The sequence below is a fragment of the Streptomyces chromofuscus genome (assembly GCF_015160875.1).
GTDB classification, from domain to species: Bacteria; Actinomycetota; Actinomycetes; order Streptomycetales; family Streptomycetaceae; genus Streptomyces; species Streptomyces chromofuscus.
Genome location: NZ_CP063374.1, coordinates 798,846 through 815,660, shown reverse-complemented (window position 1 = coordinate 815,660; position 16,815 = coordinate 798,846). Strand labels below are relative to the sequence as shown.

The following is a 16,815-nucleotide window of genomic DNA, read 5'->3' as shown; positions in this document are numbered from 1 at the left end:
GTTCATCACCGACACCACCAGCGTGCGCCCGTCGCGTCGGGCCGCGGCGATGAGGGTGTGCCCGGCGTCGCTGGTGTAGCCGTTCTTGACGCCGATCAGGCCGGGGTAGCGGTCCACGCCGTCGTCGCCGGTCAGCAGCCGGTTGGTGTTGCGGATGTCCCAGCCCCAGTCGCCGTCCCCGGGGAACCTGGCCTCCAGGGTGGCGCAGTACCGTGCGAACTCGGCGTTGCGCAGTCCCTCCCGGCCGAAGACGGCCAGGTCGTACGCCGACGACACCTGGCCCTGCGCGTCGTATCCGTCGGGCGACTTCACCCGCGTGTCGCGGGCTCCCAGCTCGCGGGCCTTGGCCTCCATCTGCCGCGCCGTGACCTCCCAGCCGCCGTTGAGCCGGGCCAGCACGCGCACGGCGTCGTTGCCCGAGTTGAGGAAGACCCCGCGCCACAGGTCCGAGACGCGGTACGCGTCGCCCTCGGTGACGCCGACCAGGCTGCTGCCCTCGCCGACCTCCGACAACTCGCCGTAGGTGACCCGGTGCCGGATGCCGCTGGGCAGCCCGGGCAGCACCGTGAGGGCGAACAGCGCCTTGAGGGTGCTGGCGGGCGGCAGCCTGCGGTGCGCGTCGTGCGCGGCGAGCACCTCGCCGGTGCGGGCGTCGGCCACCAGCCAGGACAGGGCGGAGACGTCCGGGACGTCCGGCGCCCCGGGGCGTGGCCGCACGTGCGTGCCGGCGCGATACAGCACGGCCGGTACGGGTGCCGTTCCCCGCGGCCCGCCCGGTGCGCCGGGGTCGGACCCGGTCGGGGCGGCCGTCGCGACGGGCGCGAACGCGAGGGCACCGGCCATGCAGAGGCCACAGGTCGACACAGCCACCCGGCAAGAGAATCCGATCGTCATATCGTCAACCTAGGAACGGACCTGCCTCGCCCGCGCGCTGCCCGGGCCAACCGGGAGCCGCGTGCACCCGGATGCCGCACGCGCCCCGGCGCGTCGCACCGGACACACCGCGCCTGACACCTGCGCGAGCCCCGGCGCCGCCTGTCCGACCGGCAGGACGCCTGCGCGAGCCCCGGCGCCGCCCTATCCGGTCGGCAGTGTGGGCTGGATGCGGCGCAGGAAGGCGGCGTTGTCGGGGGTCTGCCGCATCCGCTCCAGCAGCGTCTCCAGACCGGACTCGCCGTCGCGGGTCCGCAGCGCCCGCCGCAGTCCCCGTACGGCGGTCGACTCGGCCGGCGTCAGGAGCAGTTCCTCGCGGCGGGTGCCGGAGCCGGCGATGTCGACGGCCGGGAAGACGCGGCGGGAGGCGAGTTCGCGGCTGAGGCGGAGTTCCATGTTGCCGGTGCTCTTGAGCTCCTCGAAGAAGAAGTCGTCGGCCCGGGAGCCGGTCTCCACCAGGGCGGTGGCGAGGATCGTCAGCGAACCGCCCTCCTCGGCCAGGCGCGCGGCGCCGAAGAACCGCTTGGGTCCCTGCAGCGCGGCGGCGTCGACGCCGCCGGTGAGCGTACGGCCGCCGGCGCCCGCCGCGTTGTTGTGGGCCCGGCACAGCCGGGTCAGCGAGTCGAGCAGGATCACGACGTCCTCGCCGGCCTCGACGAGCCGTTTGGCCCGCTCGACGACCAGTTCGGCGAGCGCGATGTGCTGCTTGGGCGTCCGGTCGAAGGTGGAGGCGTACACCTCGCCCCGCACCGAGCGTCGCATGTCGGTGACCTCCTCGGGGCGCTCGTCGAGCAGCACGACCATCAGCCGGCACTCGGGGTGGTTGCCGGCGACGGCGGCGGCGATCTGCTGGAGCAGTACGGTCTTGCCGGTCTTCGGCGGGGCCACGATCAGCCCGCGCTGCCCCTTGCCGACCGGGGAGATCAGGTCGGCGACGCGTCCGGTGAGTCCGGCCGCCGGGTGTTCGAGGCGGAGCCGCTCGCGGGGGTGGAGGGGCGTGAGCTCGTGGAAGGCGCGCCGGCCGCGGAGCTGCCCGGGCGCACGGCCGTCCACGCGCTCGACCTCGCTCACGCTGTGACGGGGGCCGCGCACGGCTTCGACGAGGTCGCCCCTGCGTAGTCCGTACCGGCGGATCAGGGCGGCCGGCAGCTGCGGGTCGGCGGGCGAGGGCAGGCAGTCGGTGCCGCGCAGATGTCCCTTGCCGCCCGCGTCGATGTCGAGGACGCCCATGACGGCCTGGACGGCCACGGCCTGCTGCGGGACGGGAGGGTGTTCGAGAGTGGTGGTCATGGGGGTCGGTCCTTTCACGGACGCGGAGGGCCTGCGGTGCGGGCGGGCGGAAGGAGGAGAAAAGGGGGGAGAGCCGCGGACGAGGCCTGCGTACGTGCCTCCGGACGGCGGGAACAGCACCTCGGCGACGGGCGGACGGGCCCGTGGGCGAGGTGGTGCCGGGAAGCCGCCGCACCGGCCGGAGAACGGCGGGTGTCCGACGGACTGAGGAAGGAAATGCACCGGCGCCACAAGAGGGCGTACACAAGTGCTGACGGCACCTTACCACGTGACGTGCACCTGCCGCTGTGACGTGGCTCTCAGTAGTGCGCGGACGGTCGGGTTCGGGCTGTCACCTGTCTGGCCGCCTGGCATCCGGTGCTCGCCACCCGCCGGCTGGAGCAGGCCCCGCGCACGCGCCGCGGTCGCGCTCGCCGGGCCGCCGACGCCGGCGACTCCGCCGCCGACCTGCCGGGACTAAGCTGAGGTCGATGTTCAGGCCTCGAGGTCCCAGCCTGCGTGAACTCGCCGTCCAGGTGCTGTCGTCGGTCGAGCGCGGCTACGACCTGCTCGCACCCAAGTTCGACCACACGCCCTTCCGCACGCCGGACTCGGTGCTCGACGCCGTCACCGCTGCGCTGCGGCGGATCGGGCCGTTCGAGGACGGGCTCGACGTGTGCTGCGGTACCGGCGCGGGCGTCGGCGTGCTGCGCCAGGTGTGCCGGGGGAGCGTCACGGGTGTCGACTTCAGCGCGGGCATGCTCGCCGTCGCGCGGGAGCGCGTCCTCTCAGGCCCGCCCCGGGTGTCGTGGGTGCGGGCGGACGCCCGGGCCCTGCCGTTCCGCCCCGCGTTCGACCTCGCGGTGAGTTTCGGGGCGTTCGGGCACTTCCTGCCGCGCGAGCTGCCGGGACTGTTCGCGCAGGTGCGTTCGGTGCTGCGGCCGGGCGGGTGCTTCGCGTTCCCGGTCGTCGCCCCGCCCCGGACGGGCTCCCTCGTCTACTGCATGCTGCTCGGCTTCGACCTGGCGATGCGGGTGCGCAACGCCGTGTGGCGGCCGCCGTTCGTCATGTACTACCGGTCCGTGCGGTTCGGTGATCTCGTGCGGGACCTCGAAGGCGCCGGGTTCCGGGTGGATCTCCACCCGCTGGCCGAGTTCGGGCACCGGCGGGACGGCAGCCCGCGGGTACGGATGGTCGTGGCCCGGCGCCCTCCGTAGGAATCGCGGTCCGGGGTTCGGTCAGACAGCCGCCGGGAGTGTGAACTCGTAAACCAGGGCGTCCCGGCGGGTGTCGACGACGAGTTCCGTGAACTCCAGTGGCCGCTCGTGCTGGTCGTGTACAAGGCGGGTCACCCGAACCGAAGGGCTGTCCGGGAGGCGGGTGATCGCGTCGCGGTGGCGCAGGGTCAGCCCCGCCCTGCGCATCCAGTCGTAGGCGCGGCGCAGTTGGGCCGCGGCGGTGCCGTCGGCGCGGTCGCGGTAACGGCCCAGCTCCTCGACCTCGGCCAGGGCCACGGCCGAGAAGGAGGTGACGGCCCTGCGCAGGCCGCGGCCGTCGGCGGAGGCGGACTCGTAGCGGTGCATCAGGGTGGGCCGGTGCGGGGCCAGACCGAGGGCCGCCGCGTGCTCGGGCGGGGGCGTCTCCCAGGTGACGGTGGCCCGGTCGACGGCGCGCGGGTCGGCGGCGGGCCGGGCGCCGATCGGGAAGGCCAGTGAGGTCTGGGGCTCGACCGGCGGACCGGACAGGGTGGCGTGGCTGCCGCGCCGGTCGGTGGCGACCAGTCCGTCCCGGCGCAGCACCTCCAGCGCCTGTCGTACGGTCTCCCTGCTGACCCCGAAGTGTTCGGCCAGCTGCCGCTCGCCCGGCAGCCGTTCGCCGGGCGGGACCGTGCCGTCGCGTAGTTCGCCGAGCAACTCCGTCGCGATCCGCCAGTACAGGGGCTGTGCGTCGGTGTGCGGGCGGTCGTGCGGGGTGGTGCGGGCCATGCCGCGCCCTCCTGTGGGTGACGTGCGGTAGCCGTGCGGGCTCATTGCGCCACCACATCTAGCATTGGTCTAAACCACCAGGGAAGAGCGGCCCGGCGGTTCGGCCGAAAGAGACGGGGCGGCGCGGCGTCGCGGGAGGGCGCGCCCGGCCGTCACAGGGCGCCGTAGACGGCGTCCACCAGCGCCATCTTCCGGGGGTCGTCGGCGATGTGCGGCCCCATGCTGTTCATCACGTACCCGAGCGACACGCCCGCCTCGGGGTCGGCGAGCCCGCAGGAGCCGCCGAATCCGTCGTGCCCGAAGGCCCGGGGGTTGGGTCCGTACGAACCGTTCGGCCCGCTCAGCCACAGCCCGAGGCCGATCTCCGTCTCCCCTGGGAGCCCGGCGCCCAGCACCAGGTCCCGGCAGCTGCCCTGACCCTCGCGCACCCGCTCGGCCGCCTCGGGGGAGAGGACGCGACGGCCGTCGTAGGTTCCCCGACCCGCGAAGACGCCGTACAGGGCGGCCACCGCCCGCGCGGTGCCGTGGCCGTTGGCCGCGGGGATCTCGGCGGCCCGCCACTGGGGCGTGTTGGCCTCGGCCGCGCCCACGGCGGGATTGGTCAGCGCGGCGAGCGCGGCGGGCGACAACTGGGCGAAGACCGTGGCCTGTTCGGTGCTCGCCGCGACCCGCCGGTGCGTCAGCTCGGCCGCCCGCCCGGCGTCCTTCTCCGGCAGCCCGATGGTGAAGTCGACGCCGAGCGGTCCGGTCACCTCCCGCTCGAGGAACGCCCCGGGCAGCAGCCCCGAGACCCGCCGGACGACCTCCCCGACCAGATGGCCGTACGTCAGCGCGTGGTACCCCGACACCGTCCCCGGCTCCCACCAGGGCTCCATGGCCGCGAGCCGGCGGGTCGTCAGCTCCCAGTCGCACAGCTCCGCGAACGAGTGCGGTTCGCGCGGCCCGGACAGCCCGGCACGGTGGGACAGCAGATGCCGGACAAGCACCTTCTCCTTGCCCGCCGCGGCGAACTCCGGCCAGTACGTCGCCACCGGCGCGTCCAGGTCCAGCAGGTCCCGGTCGGCGAGGACGTGCGCGCACAGCGCCACCGGGCCCTTGGACGTCGACCACACGTTGACCAGGGTGTCGCGCTCCCAGCGCCGGGTGCGCGCCGGGTCGGCCCAGCCGCCCCACAGGTCGACCGCGGTCACCCCGTCGACCATGACGGTGACGGCCGCGCCGAGTTCCTCGCGCTCCCGGAAGTTCTCCTCGAACGCCGATCGCACCGCCGCGAAGCGGGCGTCGCAGTGGCCGTGGATCTGTGGCTCGCGCTCGGACATGCACCCTCCGTCGTCCGTGGGAAACCCGGTCCACGACCCTGCGGACCGGGCTCCCCGAACGTACCGACTGGTCGGACAGTGCGGAAGGTCAGGAGAGGAACAGCGTGCCCGACGGCTCCCGGTGGCCGTCGGCGGTGTGCCAGTAGTCCCGTGTCTCGACCGCCAGCCCGTCGGCGTCGAACCGGACGAAGACGCACCCGGCGAGGGTGGCCGGTTCGCCGTCCTCCTCCGACAGCACCCGGAACTCGGCCACCACCACCCCGTTTTGGCCCACGACCGGCGCCGAGAAGCGCACGTCGGTCACCCGCTCACCGGCGAACGACCAGCGCAGATACGCGCCGAGTCCGGCGTGGCCGCGGTGCGGCTCGCGGAACGGCATCGAGCGGTGGACGCACTCCTCGGCGTACAGCGCCAGCAGCGCCTCCACGTCGTGCTCGGCCCAGCCCCGCTGCCACACGCGCACGAACCGCTCGGCCGCCTCCCGTGTGTCCACGACGCGCCCCTCTCAGGCGTGGGAGCGCAGCCAGCGCATCTTGGCGGCCTCCTGGAACGGGCCGCCGCCCTCGTGGTCGTTGAAGTCGTACACCTCGATCGCCTTCTCCTCGTGCGCCCAGGCGTTGAACGCGGCGAAGACGGTGGACGGCGGGCACGTCTGGTCCTCCAGCGCCGCCGAGAACAGCGCCGGGGCCCGGCCGCGCGCGGCGAAGTGCACGGCGTCGAAATAGGACAGCGTGCGCAGCGCCTCCTCGCCTCGGCCCCGGTGCGTCTTGAGGTAGAGGCCGATCTCCCGGTAGGGGTGGCGGTCGGTCAGCGTCGCGGCACGCGGGTAGTCGCACAGGAACGGCACGTCGGGCGCGACCGCCGCCAGGTCCGGGACGAGGCCGCCGACGGCGATGGTGATGCCGCCGCCCTGACTGGCGCCGAGCGCGACCGTGCGGGACGGATCGGCGAGCGGGTGCGAGCGGGCGGCCTCGACGGCGCGGACCGCGTCCGTGAACACCCGGCGGTAGTAGTAGTTCTCGGGCGCGTCGATACCCCGGGTCAGGAAACCGGGGTACGCGGGAGCGCCGCCGACCGGGTCCGGGGTGCCGCCACCGCCGCCCCACGCGCTGCCCTGGCCGCGGGTGTCCATCACGAAGTGGGCGCGGCCCGCGGACGCCCACAGCAGGTGCTCGTGCGGCAGCCCGCGCCCGCCCCCGTACCCGACGAACTCGACGACCAGCGGCAGCGGCTCGGCCGCGGCGGCGGGCAGCGTCAGCCAGCCCTTCACCGGGTGCCCGCCGAACCCGGCGAACGTCACGTCGAACACCTGAACGGTGGTCAGGTCCGTGTCGACCGGCTCGAACCGGGCGTCCAGGTCGTGCTCACGGGCCTCCTGAAGGGTCTTCGACCAGAAGGCGTCGAAGTCCTCGGGTTCGGCGCTGGAGCTGCGGTACTCGCGGAGTTCGTCGAGGGGGAGGTCGAACAGTGCCATGCAGGACCACCTTGGGTGCCGACGACGATGATGATCACACCGTACGCGGGTGGTCGGACCACTCGCCAGAGCCCGCGCCGCGTCGGTCAGGCGTTCACGGCGGGGTCGTGGACCCGGCGCCGGAACAGCTCCCGCGGTGTCGGTCCGCCGGCCGGGCACCACAGGGCGATGACCGGGTCGCAGATCGCACAGCCGAGGGAGGAGTCGTGGGCGAAGGGGATGATCGGACTGCCCTTGAGGTGGTGGACGACGTCGCAGGCGGTGTGCAGCAGCCAGGGGACGCCGATCCAGGTCCACGACTCCCGGCCGCGGTGGGCGACGTAGGCGACGAGCGCGGTGAACGCGAACTCCCAGCCGCCCAGGCCGCTGCCGCTGGGGTAGGCGGCTCCGGCACCGGTGACCTCCCCCAGTCTCGGCTCCGCTCGACCGGGCGGTGCCCCCGTCCGCGTGGAAGCGGCGGCGGTGCGGTTCGCGAACGAGGGACATGAGGAGCGCGTGGAGGACGCCGATGGCGATCGGCACGACGTAGGTCATGGGGGTGCTTCCCGGGAAGGCGACGGTTCGGCGTCCGCGCGCGTGGACGCAGCACCCGCTGGATCCGCCCCCGGCGCCCCCACAGGGGCATTACCGACAGGTTCCGACGGATTGCGGCCAGGGGCCGCGCGTCAGGCCCACCGACGGGTCCACTCCGGTTCCGTACGGGCCCAGGCGCGCTCCCACTCCGCCATCCGGCGCCGGCCGGCCGCACGGCGTACGGCCGCGTGCCCGAGCAGCACCAGGGCGGCCGTCCCGGCCGTGGTGCACACCCCGAGTGTCAGGCTGTGCTGCCAGATCGTCGTCTCGGCGGGCGGCGGCGGCACGCTGCGGCCCCGCCCGTCGAACCACACGTCGACCGTCTCCCCGGACCGGGTCCCCGCCGGAACCCGCGCCGTGCCCGTCCTGGCACCCTCGCCGGGCTCCGTCCAGCGCACCGTCGCGCGGTACGTGTACTCCCGGCCGGCCTGCACCGCCGGCAGCGAGTCCGGAGTCCTGCCGACGACCTCGGCCCGCACGAGCCGCCGGTCCTCCCACTGGGCCGCCGCGGTCCGCCGTGCCTCGCCGTGGGCCCACCAGCCGGTCAGCGCCCCGGCCAGCGGCGCCCCCAGGAACAGCAGCACCGCCACGGCCAGGACCGTCCACGCCTCGACGACGTCCGACCTGCGCCGCAACGGATTGCGCCGCCAGCGCCAGCCGCGCACCCGGGTTCGCATCTCCGCCTCCTCGCCGTCACCGGAGCCGGGGGAGCCGTACCGGCGCCCCTCGGGCCCATGTACGCGTGCGAGTGCCACATGCATCTCGTACCCCGTCCCGCGGACTTCGCGCACCGCACCGGGGCGGCGAGAGAGCGGGCGGTCAGCCGAAGCGTTCGACGCGGATCCGGTGCACCGGCTGTCCCGCCGCCACGAGCAGGCGCGAGGCGTGCTCGGCGAAGGCGTTGGAACCGCACACATAAGCCTCCCACCCACCGGCGGGCGCCGCCTCCAGGAGCGGGTCCAGATGTGCCGCGGTCATCCGTCCCACCGGGACGCCGGGCGGAGCCGCGCGGGTGAAGACGGGCGTCGTCTCGGCGCCGTACTCCCGCGCGTAGATCAGCTCCTCGGGACTCCGCGCGGACACCAGCAGCCGCAGCGGTACGGACAGGCCGCGGGCCCGGTGGTGCCGCACCATGGACATCAGCGGGACGACGCCGGATCCGGCGCCGATCAGCAGTGCGGCCCGGTCGCCCGGCCAGGCGAAGAAGCCGCTCAGCGGGCCGCGCACCTCGACGCGGTCACCGGGCCGGGCCTCGGTGTGGAACCAGCCGGAGACCTCGCCGTCCTCGGCGTGGTCCAGGGTCAGCTCCACGTGCCCGGAGTCGTCCGGCGCGGACGCGATCGAGTAGTGGCGCTGGGCGGTGTAGCCGTCCGCGGCGGTCAGTCGCAGCCGGAGGTGCTGGCCGGGCAGATGGCCCACCCAGGCGGGCACCGCGAACCGGAACGTGGCCGCCCGCGGTGTCTCGCGGCGGATCTCGGTGAGGGTGGCGGTCTGCCAGTGGCCGGCGGTGCCGTTGCTCACGGCGATCCGGCCGGGCACGGCGAACCGGGTCGGGGGAGTGAAGGTCTCAGTCACCGGAGTACCGCTGCTCCTCCCAGGGGTTGCCCCGCGCGTGGTAGCCGTTGCGTTCCCAGAAACCCGGCTCGTCGTGGTCGAGCAGGTGGATGCCCGCGATCCACTTGGCGCTCTTCCAGAAGTACAGGTGCGGCACCAGCAGCCGCGCCGGTCCGCCGTGCTCCGCCGGGAGCGGCCGGCCGTCGTACTCCCAGGCGATCCAGGCCCGGCCGCCGGTGAGGTCGGCGAGCGGGAGGCTCGCGGTGTACCCGGTGTGCGAGTAGGCGACGGCGTGCGTCGCGGCCGGCAGCGGTCGCACCCGCTCCAGGAAGGCGTCGAGCGAAACGCCCCCGAAGCGCACCCCGAACTTCGACCAGCTCGTCACGCAGTGGATGTCGCCCTCGTACGCCGAGGCGGGCAGCGCGTGCGCCTGCGCCCAGTCCCAGGTGCGGGGCGCCTCCACCAGGCCGTCGATGCGGAAGGTCCAGTCGGCGGGGGCGAGGTCGGGCGTGACCTCGGCGGACAGGACGGGCCAGTCGTCGCCCGCGTCGTACTGCCCGGGCGGCAGCCCGTGGTTGTCGACGCGTGGGCGCCCGGTGAAGCCTCGGGTGACGTTCATGCGGGTGGTGCCTCCAGACCGCCGGTGCGACGGCCCGCGGGTAGTACCTGATCAGTGCGTGCGCCTACCACCGTACGTGGTGCGCGGCCGTGCCCCTGTCCGGCCGTGGGGTAGGGTGGCCGTCCGGCTGAGGGCGGTCCCAGCCGTGCGTGACCGGGGAGGTGAGACCCATTACCGCTGTGTCAGCTCGGGTGCTCTCCCCTCACGCCGGCGCGGAACGCCGGCAGTAGGCGACCGCGAGAGCGCCCTTCGGCTTCCGAAAGGCCCTCACCTCCATGCCTCTGCCGCTTTCCCCCTCCCGTTCCTCCGTGGTCGCCGCCCTGTGTGCGGCGGGCTGTGTCTTCGCCGAGGACGAGGCGGAACTGATCCTCGGCGCCGCCCGCACCCCGGACGAGCTCGCCGCCATGGTCGACCGCCGCGCGAGCGGACTGCCGCTCGAACTCGTCGTCGGCTGGGCCGGGTTCGCGGGGCTGCGGATCGCCGTGGAACCCGGTGTCTTCGTCCCCCGCCGCCGTACCGAGTTCCTCGTCGAGCAGGCCCTGGCCGCCGCCCCGGACGCCTCGGTCGTCGTCGACCTGTGCTGCGGTTCGGGCGCGGTGGGCGCCGCCCTGGCCGCCGCCCTGCGCCCGGTCGAACTGCACGCCGCCGACATCGATCCGGCCGCGGCGCACTGCGCCCGGCGCAATGTCGCCGGGTACGGCGGCCGGGTCCACACGGGCGACCTGTACGCGGCGCTCCCCGGTGAACTGCGGGGCCGCGTCGGCATCCTCGCCGCCAACGTCCCCTACGTCCCCACCGCCGAACTCGCGCTGCTGCCCGCCGAGGCACGTGACCACGAACCGCCGGTCGCCCTCGACGGCGGCGCCGACGGACTGGACGTGCTGCGCCGGGTCGCCGGCGGTGCGCGGGAGTGGCTGGCGCCCGGCGGCTGCCTGCTGACCGAGACCAGCGAACGCCAGGCACCGGCGGCCGTCGACGCCTTCACCCGCGCGGGACTGACGACCCGTCTGGCGGTCTCGGAGGAGCTGTACGCCCACGTGGTGATCGGAACGGCCTGACCCGGCCGCAGGGGCCGGCCCTTCCACCGACGCGATCAGGAGCGTCCGGGCCCCCTGTCGCCGGGAGACCGTCCGGACTCCGGCGCCGGGAGACCGTCCGGACCCCGGCGCCGGGAGACGGTCCGGACCCCGGCGCAGGAAGACCGTCCGAACCCCGGTCTCAGGGGGACGGGCGGTCTGCCGGCGCGACCGTCAGTTCTCCGGCCGGGCGCGGGCGATGAGCACGGCCACGTCGTCGTGGTTGTCGGGGTGGTGCAGGGTGCGGACGAGGAGGTCGCAGACCTCCTCCAGGGGGCGGCCCGGGTCGTCGAGGAGGCCCAGCAGGGTGTCCAGGCGTTCGTCGAGGGAGTGACTGCGGGTCTCCACCAGGCCGTCGGTGTAGAAAACGAGTTCCTCGCCCGGGCCCAGCTCGAAGACCGTGCTGGTGAACTCGACGCCGCCCACGCCCAGCGGCGCCCCGGTCGGCAGGTCGAGCAGCTCCGAAGTCCCGTCGACGCGGACGTGGACGGGCGGCAGATGGCCCGCGTTGGCGATCCGGCAGCACCGCTGACGCGGGTCGTGGACGGCGTAGAGGCAGGTGGCGATGGAGTGGTCCAGGTCCTCGGTGATCCGGTCCAGGTGCTCCAGGAGCACGGCGGGGTCGAGGCCGAGGGACGCCAGGGTGTTGGTGGCGGTGCGCAGCCGGCCCATCGTCGCCGCGGCGGTGATGCCGCTGCCCATCACGTCGCCCACGACGAGCGCGGTCCTGCCGCCGTCCAGGGGGATGACGTCGAACCAGTCGCCCCCGACCTCGGTGGCCGCGCCGGCCGGCTGGTAGCGCGAGGCGACTTCGAGGCCGCCGGTGACGGGCGGGTGGCTGGGCAGCAGGCTGCGCTGGAGAGTGAGGGCGGTGTCGCGGGCGTTCTGGTACCAGCGTGCGTTGTCGATCTGCACCGCCGCGCGGGCCGCCAGTTCACGGGCGAGCAGCAGGTCGTCCTCGCTGAACGGCCTCGGGTGGTGGATGCGTTTGAGGTCGAGGGCGCCCAGCACCTCACCGCGTGCGATGAGGGGGACGGCCAGGTAGGAGTGGACGCCCGCGCTGCCCAGCAGGGCGGACGCCTCGGGGGACCGGGCGATGCGCGGCAGGTCCTCGTCCTTCACCCGCGGGATCATCACCGGCCGGGCCGAGCGCACGCACTCGGTGACCAGACGGTCGGGTCCGTAACGGGCCACCTGTCCGGGCGGGTCGGCCGCCCGCAGGGCCTCCGGGGCGTTCTCCGCCTTGACGGCCAGGGCCCGGATCACGGCCGGTTCGCACGGGTCGGCGCTGCTGCGCCGGCCGCCCATGACCGAGTCCAGCAGGTCCACGGCGGCGACGTCCGCCAGTTCCGGCACCGCGACGTCGGCCAGTTCGCTCGCGGTGCGCTCCAGTTCCAGCGTGGTGCCGATCCGTGCCGAGGCGTCGGCGATCAGCGCCAGCCGCCGCCGCGCCGTCTCCGTCTCGACGCCCGCCCGGTACTGCTGGGTGACGTCCACCACGGACAGGGCGACGCCGAGCACCGTGCCGCGGACGTCCTCCAGCCGGTACAGCGAGACCGACCAGGCGCGGTCCTCGTGCGGGTCGGCGGGAGTGCGGCCGACGACGGGATGGTCGACCAGCGGCTGCCCGGCGTCCAGGACGTGCCGCAACGCGAACTCCAGGGACGCCCTTTCCAGCATCGGCAGCACCTCGCCGATCGTCCGGCCGACGTGCTCGTCGGCCGGGACGCCGTTGATCCGCTCCATGGCGGCGTTCACGGACACGTAGCGCAGTCCGGTGTCCAGGACGGCCAGGCCGACCGGCGACTGCGCGATCACCCGCGTGGACAGCGCGACGTCCTGCTCCAGCCGGCGCACGGTCGACTGGTCCGCGGCGAGCCCCAGGGCGTAGACATCGCCCTGGTCGTCCATCAGGCGCATGTTGCGGAACTCCACCAGGCGCGTGCTGCCGTCCTTGCGGCGTACCGGGAAGGCGCCGGCCCAGCCCCGGCCGGTGGCCATGACGTCGGCGAAGAGCTTCTTGACCAGGTCGAAGTGATCCTCGTGCACCATCACCCGGGCGGCGTAGCGGCCCAGCGCCTCCTGTGCGGGGTAGCCGAACAGCTCCTCGGCCTGTGGACTCCACAGAACGATGCGGCCCTGGTCGTCCAGTACCACCGAGGCCACCCCCAGCACGTCGAGCAGGCCGCTGGGCCGCCCCGGTCCGCTGCCCGGTTCGGTCTCGTCGGCCACCGGTGGCCCGGTTGCACCCATCGCACGCACCGCCTTCCGCACAGCACGCCTTCCGCACGGCACGCCGTCCCGTGCCGACTCCCCGAGCCGTAGCGCGCTCAACCATCTCTTACGCCACCACCGCCCTACTCCACCATCCCTCAACATGACTGGGGCTGTCTGGCGATGACGGGGGGACGGGTCGGTGGAGGGGAGGGCGATCGGACGGCGGGCGAGGCGTCCGGGACGGGCCGGGTGGGACGGGCCGCCGGGTGGCGGCGGTCGCCCTGACGACAACCGCCGTTCTCCTTTTGGTCTGCACATGACCATACCGTGCCCGTCACGCTGATGCGCCGATTGCGCCCCACCCCCACCCGAGGAGTCGCCCCATGCGCTCCGTCGACTGCGGCAACGTTGTCAGACCCTCCTGGCCGGCCTTGCCGCCCGTGCCCTCACCGTGCTCGCCGCCCCCTCCGCCACCGCCGCCGGCGCCTGGACCGAGATCGGCTCGGACCGGGCCGATCCGCTCGCCGAGAGCCAAGGCCCGACGTCGGTCGAGGTCCCCGCCGGCAGCTCCAACCGCTACCCCGGCATCGGCACCGTTCCCGCCTCCGTCAGCAGCCGCGGCTGGAACCACGTCCAGCAGCCGCGGCTGGAACCACGTCGGCGACCCCGACGCCTCCTGCGACGGCCACTGCACCAAGACGTTCCGGGTGCAGTCGCCGGGCGGCGCCCCCGGTCGGAGTTCGTGCACACTTTCGGCCCCGGAGAGGGTCTGAACAACTCCTGGGTGGCGATCTCCCCGGGCGGACCGTGGACGCTCGCGGGCGGGTACGGCACCGTCCACCTCGACCACGCCGTCCGTGACGTGCGGGGCTGCGACGTCACCGGCCCGACCACCCTGCTGTGCTCCTCCGACGACCCGGCCGGCAGGCTCTTCGGCATCACCAGGCCACTGCTCCGGATCGACCTGTCCGCCGCGCCCGACGGCACCTCCGACGTCTCCGGCCGCGTCACCGCGCTGCGACAGCTGCCCCTGCGCGGCGGCTGCTCCGGCACCTACGAGGCGGAGGGCATCGACTACGACCGCCGCACCGGCACCCTGCGCGTGATCGTCCTGTCCCCGGGCTTCTGCATCCTGACCGACAGCAAGACGTACCGCTTCACGGAAAGCTGAGTCGGCGCTCCTCTCGGGGCTGTACATCCCGGAATGTGGTGGTTTTCTGGGAGTGCGGCACGGCGTCGTGGGGGAACCCGCTGCCGTACCGCAGTGCGGCCACGAGAGGAGCCACCACGATGGACAGTGAGCGAACGCACCCGGAATCCGTCTCCCTGGAGATCAGTGGATGCAGCAAGGAGGATGCCCGGATCGTGTTCGACACCCTGTGCGCGTACTTCGACTCGGACCGGTGCTCCGACGACGTACCGCGCGACTGGGACGAGGTCCGGCCGACGGTGTGGCTGGGCACCTTCGAGGTCTCCGCACCGCACGAGGCCCCGCGCCCCGCCACCCCCCGGCTCTCCGCCTCGGTCGAGGCCGACGCGCACGGCGGGTACTGGGCGATCGACCGCTTCCGCAACACCCTGCACGACCTGTTCAGGGTCCACGACCTCAGCACGGCCTCCGGCGACCAGGAGCGGGAACTGCACGTACGGCTCGAGAGCCGCTGACCCGTCGCCGAGCCGCGGCCGGCCCTTGTTGTGCAACTAGTTGCATAAACCGTGCGCGGTCCTCTACAACAGAGGCACGTCACCGCGCACGGAGGGGCCATGAGCCGTTACCCACACCTGCTGAGCCCGCTGGACCTGGGCTTCACCACCCTGCCCAACCGGGTCCTCATGGGCTCCATGCACGTCGGTCTGGAGGAGGCCGAGCGCGGCTTCGAGCGCATGGCGGAGTTCTACGCCGCCCGCGCGCGCGGGGGCGTGGGGCTGATCGTCACCGGCGGCATCGCGCCCAACGACGAGGGCCGGCCGTACGAGGGCGGCGCCAAGCTCACCACCGAGGCGGAGGCCGAACAGCACCGGCACATCACCGAGGCGGTGCACCGCGAGGGCGGCCGGATCGCGCTGCAGATCCTGCACTTCGGCCGGTACGCCTACCACCAGGACCTGGTCGCCCCCAGCCCTCTCCAGGCCCCGATCAGCCCCTTCACGCCCCGCGAGCTCACCGACGCCGACGTCGAGCGGACCGTCGACGACTACGCCCGCGCCGCCCGCCTCGCCCGGCGGGCCGGGTACGACGGCGTGGAGATCATGGGCTCCGAGGGCTACCTCATCAACGAGTTCATCGCCGCGCAGACCAACCGGCGCACGGACCGCTGGGGCGGCCCGTACGACAACCGCATGCGCTTCCCCGTCGAGATCGTCCGGCGCGTCCGCGAGGCGGTCGGCGAGGACTTCATCCTGATCTACCGGCTGTCGATGCTGGACCTCGTGCCGGGCGGCTCCACCCTCGACGAGGTGGTCACCCTTGCCAAGGCGGTCGAGGCCGCCGGCGCGACCATCATCAACACCGGCATCGGCTGGCACGAGGCGCGCATCCCCACCATCGCCACCTCCGTGCCGCGCGGCGCCTACACCTGGGTCACCAAGCGCCTGATGGGCGAGGTGTCGATCCCGCTCGTCACCACCAACCGCATCAACACCCCCGAACTGGCCGAGGACTTGCTGGCCGACGGGTGCGCGGACATGGTGTCCGTGGCCCGCCCGATGCTGGCCGATCCCGACTTCGTCGCCAAGGCCGCCGCCGGGCGACCGGAAGCCATCAACACGTGCATCGGCTGCAACCAGGCCTGCCTCGACCACACCTTCAGCGGGCAGATCACCTCCTGCCTGGTCAACCCGCGCGCCTGCCACGAGACCGAGCTGGTCCTGTCCCCGACGCGGCGGCGCAAGCGCGTCGCCGTGGTCGGCGCCGGCCCGGCGGGCCTCGCCTGCGCCGTGAGCGCCGCCGAACGCGGCCACCAGGTCACGCTGTTCGACGCCGCGAGCGAGATCGGCGGCCAGCTCAACGTGGCCCGCAAGGTCCCCGGCAAGCAGGAGTTCGACGAGACGCTGCGCTACTTCCGCCACCAGCTCGACGCCAACGGCGTCGACGTCCGCCTGAACACATTCGTCGCCGCCGCCGACGTGACCGGTTACGACGAGGTCGTCGTCGCCACCGGCGTCACCCCGCGCACCCCCGACATCCCCGGCGTCGACCACCCGAAGGTCCTCGGCTACCTCGACGTGCTGCGCGACGGCGCCCCCGTCGGCGACCGCGTCGCCATCCTCGGCGCCGGCGGCATCGGCTTCGACGTCGCCGAGTACCTCACCGACGCCGGCGACAAGGCGCACGAGGACCCGGCGACGTACTTCCGCCACTGGGGCGTCGACCTGGCCTACGGGCAGCCGGGCGGTCTCACCGCCCCCGAGCGCCCCGCGCCGCCGCGCACCGTCCACCTGCTCCAGCGCAAGACCTCCAAGGTCGGCGCCGGCCTCGGCAAGACCACCGGCTGGATCCACCGCACCGAGCTGAAGCACCGCGGCGTCACCATGGTCCCGGGCGTGCGCTACGACCGCATCGACGACGCCGGACTGCACGTCACCGTCGGCGAGACCAGCACCGTCCTGGAGGTCGACACCGTCGTGCTGTGCACCGGGCAGGAGCCGCGCCGGGACCTGTACGAGGAACTGGTCGCCGCCGGGCACAGCGCGCACCTCATCGGCGGTGCCGACGTGGCCGCCGAGCTGGACGCCAAGCGCGCCATCAAGCAGGGCACCGAACTGGCGGCCGCTCTGTAGGCACAGGGGCCGTCCC

General features: G+C 73.7%; 13 protein-coding genes and 3 pseudogenes. 5 read left to right on the top strand and 11 right to left on the bottom strand.

What is annotated here, in order from left to right; translation table 11 throughout:
• Positions 1 to 57: 57 nt before the first annotated feature.
• Together IPT68_RS03660 and rho are read right to left on the bottom strand one after the other, a co-directional pair.
• Positions 58 to 843, bottom strand: a pseudogene (locus tag IPT68_RS03660) (D-alanyl-D-alanine carboxypeptidase family protein); the annotation flags it as partial.
• A 234-nt stretch (positions 844 to 1,077) separates the two neighbouring features.
• Positions 1,078 to 2,223, bottom strand: a complete 1,146-nt coding sequence (gene rho, locus IPT68_RS03655; RefSeq protein ID WP_189701915.1) for a transcription termination factor Rho — start codon at positions 2,221 to 2,223, stop codon at positions 1,078 to 1,080.
• A gap of 470 nt (positions 2,224 to 2,693) precedes the next feature.
• On the opposite strand from rho, the gene IPT68_RS03650 reads away from it, so the two are divergent.
• Complete coding sequence (locus IPT68_RS03650) at positions 2,694 to 3,419, top strand: class I SAM-dependent methyltransferase (protein WP_189701914.1); 726 nt, start codon at positions 2,694 to 2,696, stop codon at positions 3,417 to 3,419.
• Positions 3,420 to 3,440: 21 nt separating this feature from the next.
• On the opposite strand, the gene IPT68_RS03645 is transcribed toward IPT68_RS03650, so the two are convergent.
• From IPT68_RS03645 to IPT68_RS03615, 8 genes and pseudogenes are all read right to left on the bottom strand, one after another.
• Positions 3,441 to 4,187, bottom strand: coding sequence for a GntR family transcriptional regulator (locus IPT68_RS03645; RefSeq protein WP_189701913.1), 747 nt, complete (start codon positions 4,185 to 4,187; stop codon positions 3,441 to 3,443).
• 152 nt (positions 4,188 to 4,339) lie between these two features.
• Positions 4,340 to 5,506, bottom strand: coding sequence for a serine hydrolase domain-containing protein (locus IPT68_RS03640; protein WP_189701912.1), 1,167 nt, complete (start codon positions 5,504 to 5,506; stop codon positions 4,340 to 4,342).
• Between the two features lie 88 nt (positions 5,507 to 5,594).
• The gene (locus tag IPT68_RS03635) at positions 5,595 to 5,999 is read right to left on the bottom strand and encodes a nuclear transport factor 2 family protein (RefSeq protein ID WP_189701911.1); all 405 of its coding nucleotides are present in this window, start codon (positions 5,997 to 5,999) and stop codon (positions 5,595 to 5,597) included.
• A 12-nt stretch (positions 6,000 to 6,011) separates the two neighbouring features.
• Positions 6,012 to 6,980, bottom strand: coding sequence for an acetylxylan esterase (locus IPT68_RS03630; RefSeq protein WP_189701910.1), 969 nt, complete (start codon positions 6,978 to 6,980; stop codon positions 6,012 to 6,014).
• 86 nt (positions 6,981 to 7,066) lie between these two features.
• Positions 7,067 to 7,514, bottom strand: a pseudogene (locus IPT68_RS33775) (DUF6010 family protein).
• A gap of 131 nt (positions 7,515 to 7,645) precedes the next feature.
• Positions 7,646 to 8,230 (bottom strand): Rv1733c family protein, encoded by a 585-nt coding sequence (locus IPT68_RS03625; protein WP_189701949.1) that lies wholly within the window; start codon positions 8,228 to 8,230, stop codon positions 7,646 to 7,648.
• Positions 8,231 to 8,372: 142 nt separating this feature from the next.
• Entirely contained in the window at positions 8,373 to 9,128 is a 756-nt protein-coding gene (locus tag IPT68_RS03620) for a ferredoxin reductase (protein WP_189701909.1), read from the bottom strand.
• A complete protein-coding gene (locus IPT68_RS03615; protein WP_189701908.1) occupies positions 9,121 to 9,726 on the bottom strand; it encodes a sulfite oxidase-like oxidoreductase in 606 nt (201 codons plus the stop codon). Before IPT68_RS03615 ends, IPT68_RS03620 begins: the two co-directional genes overlap by 8 nt.
• A gap of 275 nt (positions 9,727 to 10,001) precedes the next feature.
• Here IPT68_RS03615 and IPT68_RS03610 point away from each other — a divergent pair, with 275 nt between their 5' ends.
• Complete coding sequence (locus IPT68_RS03610) at positions 10,002 to 10,784, top strand: putative protein N(5)-glutamine methyltransferase (protein WP_189701907.1); 783 nt, start codon at positions 10,002 to 10,004, stop codon at positions 10,782 to 10,784.
• A 192-nt stretch (positions 10,785 to 10,976) separates the two neighbouring features.
• On the opposite strand, the gene IPT68_RS03605 is transcribed toward IPT68_RS03610, so the two are convergent.
• Positions 10,977 to 13,055, bottom strand: coding sequence for a SpoIIE family protein phosphatase (locus tag IPT68_RS03605; RefSeq protein WP_189701906.1), 2,079 nt, complete (start codon positions 13,053 to 13,055; stop codon positions 10,977 to 10,979).
• A 361-nt stretch (positions 13,056 to 13,416) separates the two neighbouring features.
• On the opposite strand from IPT68_RS03605, the pseudogene IPT68_RS03600 reads away from it, so the two are divergent.
• The 3 genes and pseudogenes from IPT68_RS03600 (at position 13,417) to IPT68_RS03590 (ending at position 16,799) form a co-directional block, all read left to right on the top strand.
• A pseudogene (locus IPT68_RS03600) lies at positions 13,417 to 14,190 on the top strand (hypothetical protein).
• Positions 14,191 to 14,309: 119 nt separating this feature from the next.
• Positions 14,310 to 14,684, top strand: coding sequence for a hypothetical protein (locus IPT68_RS03595; RefSeq protein WP_189701905.1), 375 nt, complete (start codon positions 14,310 to 14,312; stop codon positions 14,682 to 14,684).
• A gap of 99 nt (positions 14,685 to 14,783) precedes the next feature.
• Positions 14,784 to 16,799 (top strand): NADPH-dependent 2,4-dienoyl-CoA reductase, encoded by a 2,016-nt coding sequence (locus IPT68_RS03590; protein WP_189701904.1) that lies wholly within the window; start codon positions 14,784 to 14,786, stop codon positions 16,797 to 16,799.
• The last annotated feature ends 16 nt before the right edge of the window (positions 16,800 to 16,815 follow it).

Bases quoted from the DNA above. Each gene is read 5' to 3' on its own strand.
- rho (WP_189701915.1), bottom strand. From the start codon at position 2,223: ATGACCACCACTCTCGAACACCCTCCCGTCCCGCAGCAGGCCGTGGCC.
- IPT68_RS03605 (WP_189701906.1), bottom strand. From the start codon at position 13,055: ATGGGTGCAACCGGGCCACCGGTGGCCGACGAGACCGAACCGGGCAGC.
- IPT68_RS03595 (WP_189701905.1), top strand. From the start codon at position 14,310: ATGGACAGTGAGCGAACGCACCCGGAATCCGTCTCCCTGGAGATCAGT.
- IPT68_RS03625 (WP_189701949.1), bottom strand. From the start codon at position 8,230: ATGCGAACCCGGGTGCGCGGCTGGCGCTGGCGGCGCAATCCGTTGCGG.
- IPT68_RS03630 (WP_189701910.1), bottom strand. From the start codon at position 6,980: ATGGCACTGTTCGACCTCCCCCTCGACGAACTCCGCGAGTACCGCAGC.
- IPT68_RS03615 (WP_189701908.1), bottom strand. From the start codon at position 9,726: ATGAACGTCACCCGAGGCTTCACCGGGCGCCCACGCGTCGACAACCAC.
- IPT68_RS03650 (WP_189701914.1), top strand. From the start codon at position 2,694: ATGTTCAGGCCTCGAGGTCCCAGCCTGCGTGAACTCGCCGTCCAGGTG.
- IPT68_RS03640 (WP_189701912.1), bottom strand. From the start codon at position 5,506: ATGTCCGAGCGCGAGCCACAGATCCACGGCCACTGCGACGCCCGCTTC.
- IPT68_RS03590 (WP_189701904.1), top strand. From the start codon at position 14,784: ATGAGCCGTTACCCACACCTGCTGAGCCCGCTGGACCTGGGCTTCACC.
- IPT68_RS03645 (WP_189701913.1), bottom strand. From the start codon at position 4,187: ATGGCCCGCACCACCCCGCACGACCGCCCGCACACCGACGCACAGCCC.
- IPT68_RS03610 (WP_189701907.1), top strand. From the start codon at position 10,002: ATGCCTCTGCCGCTTTCCCCCTCCCGTTCCTCCGTGGTCGCCGCCCTG.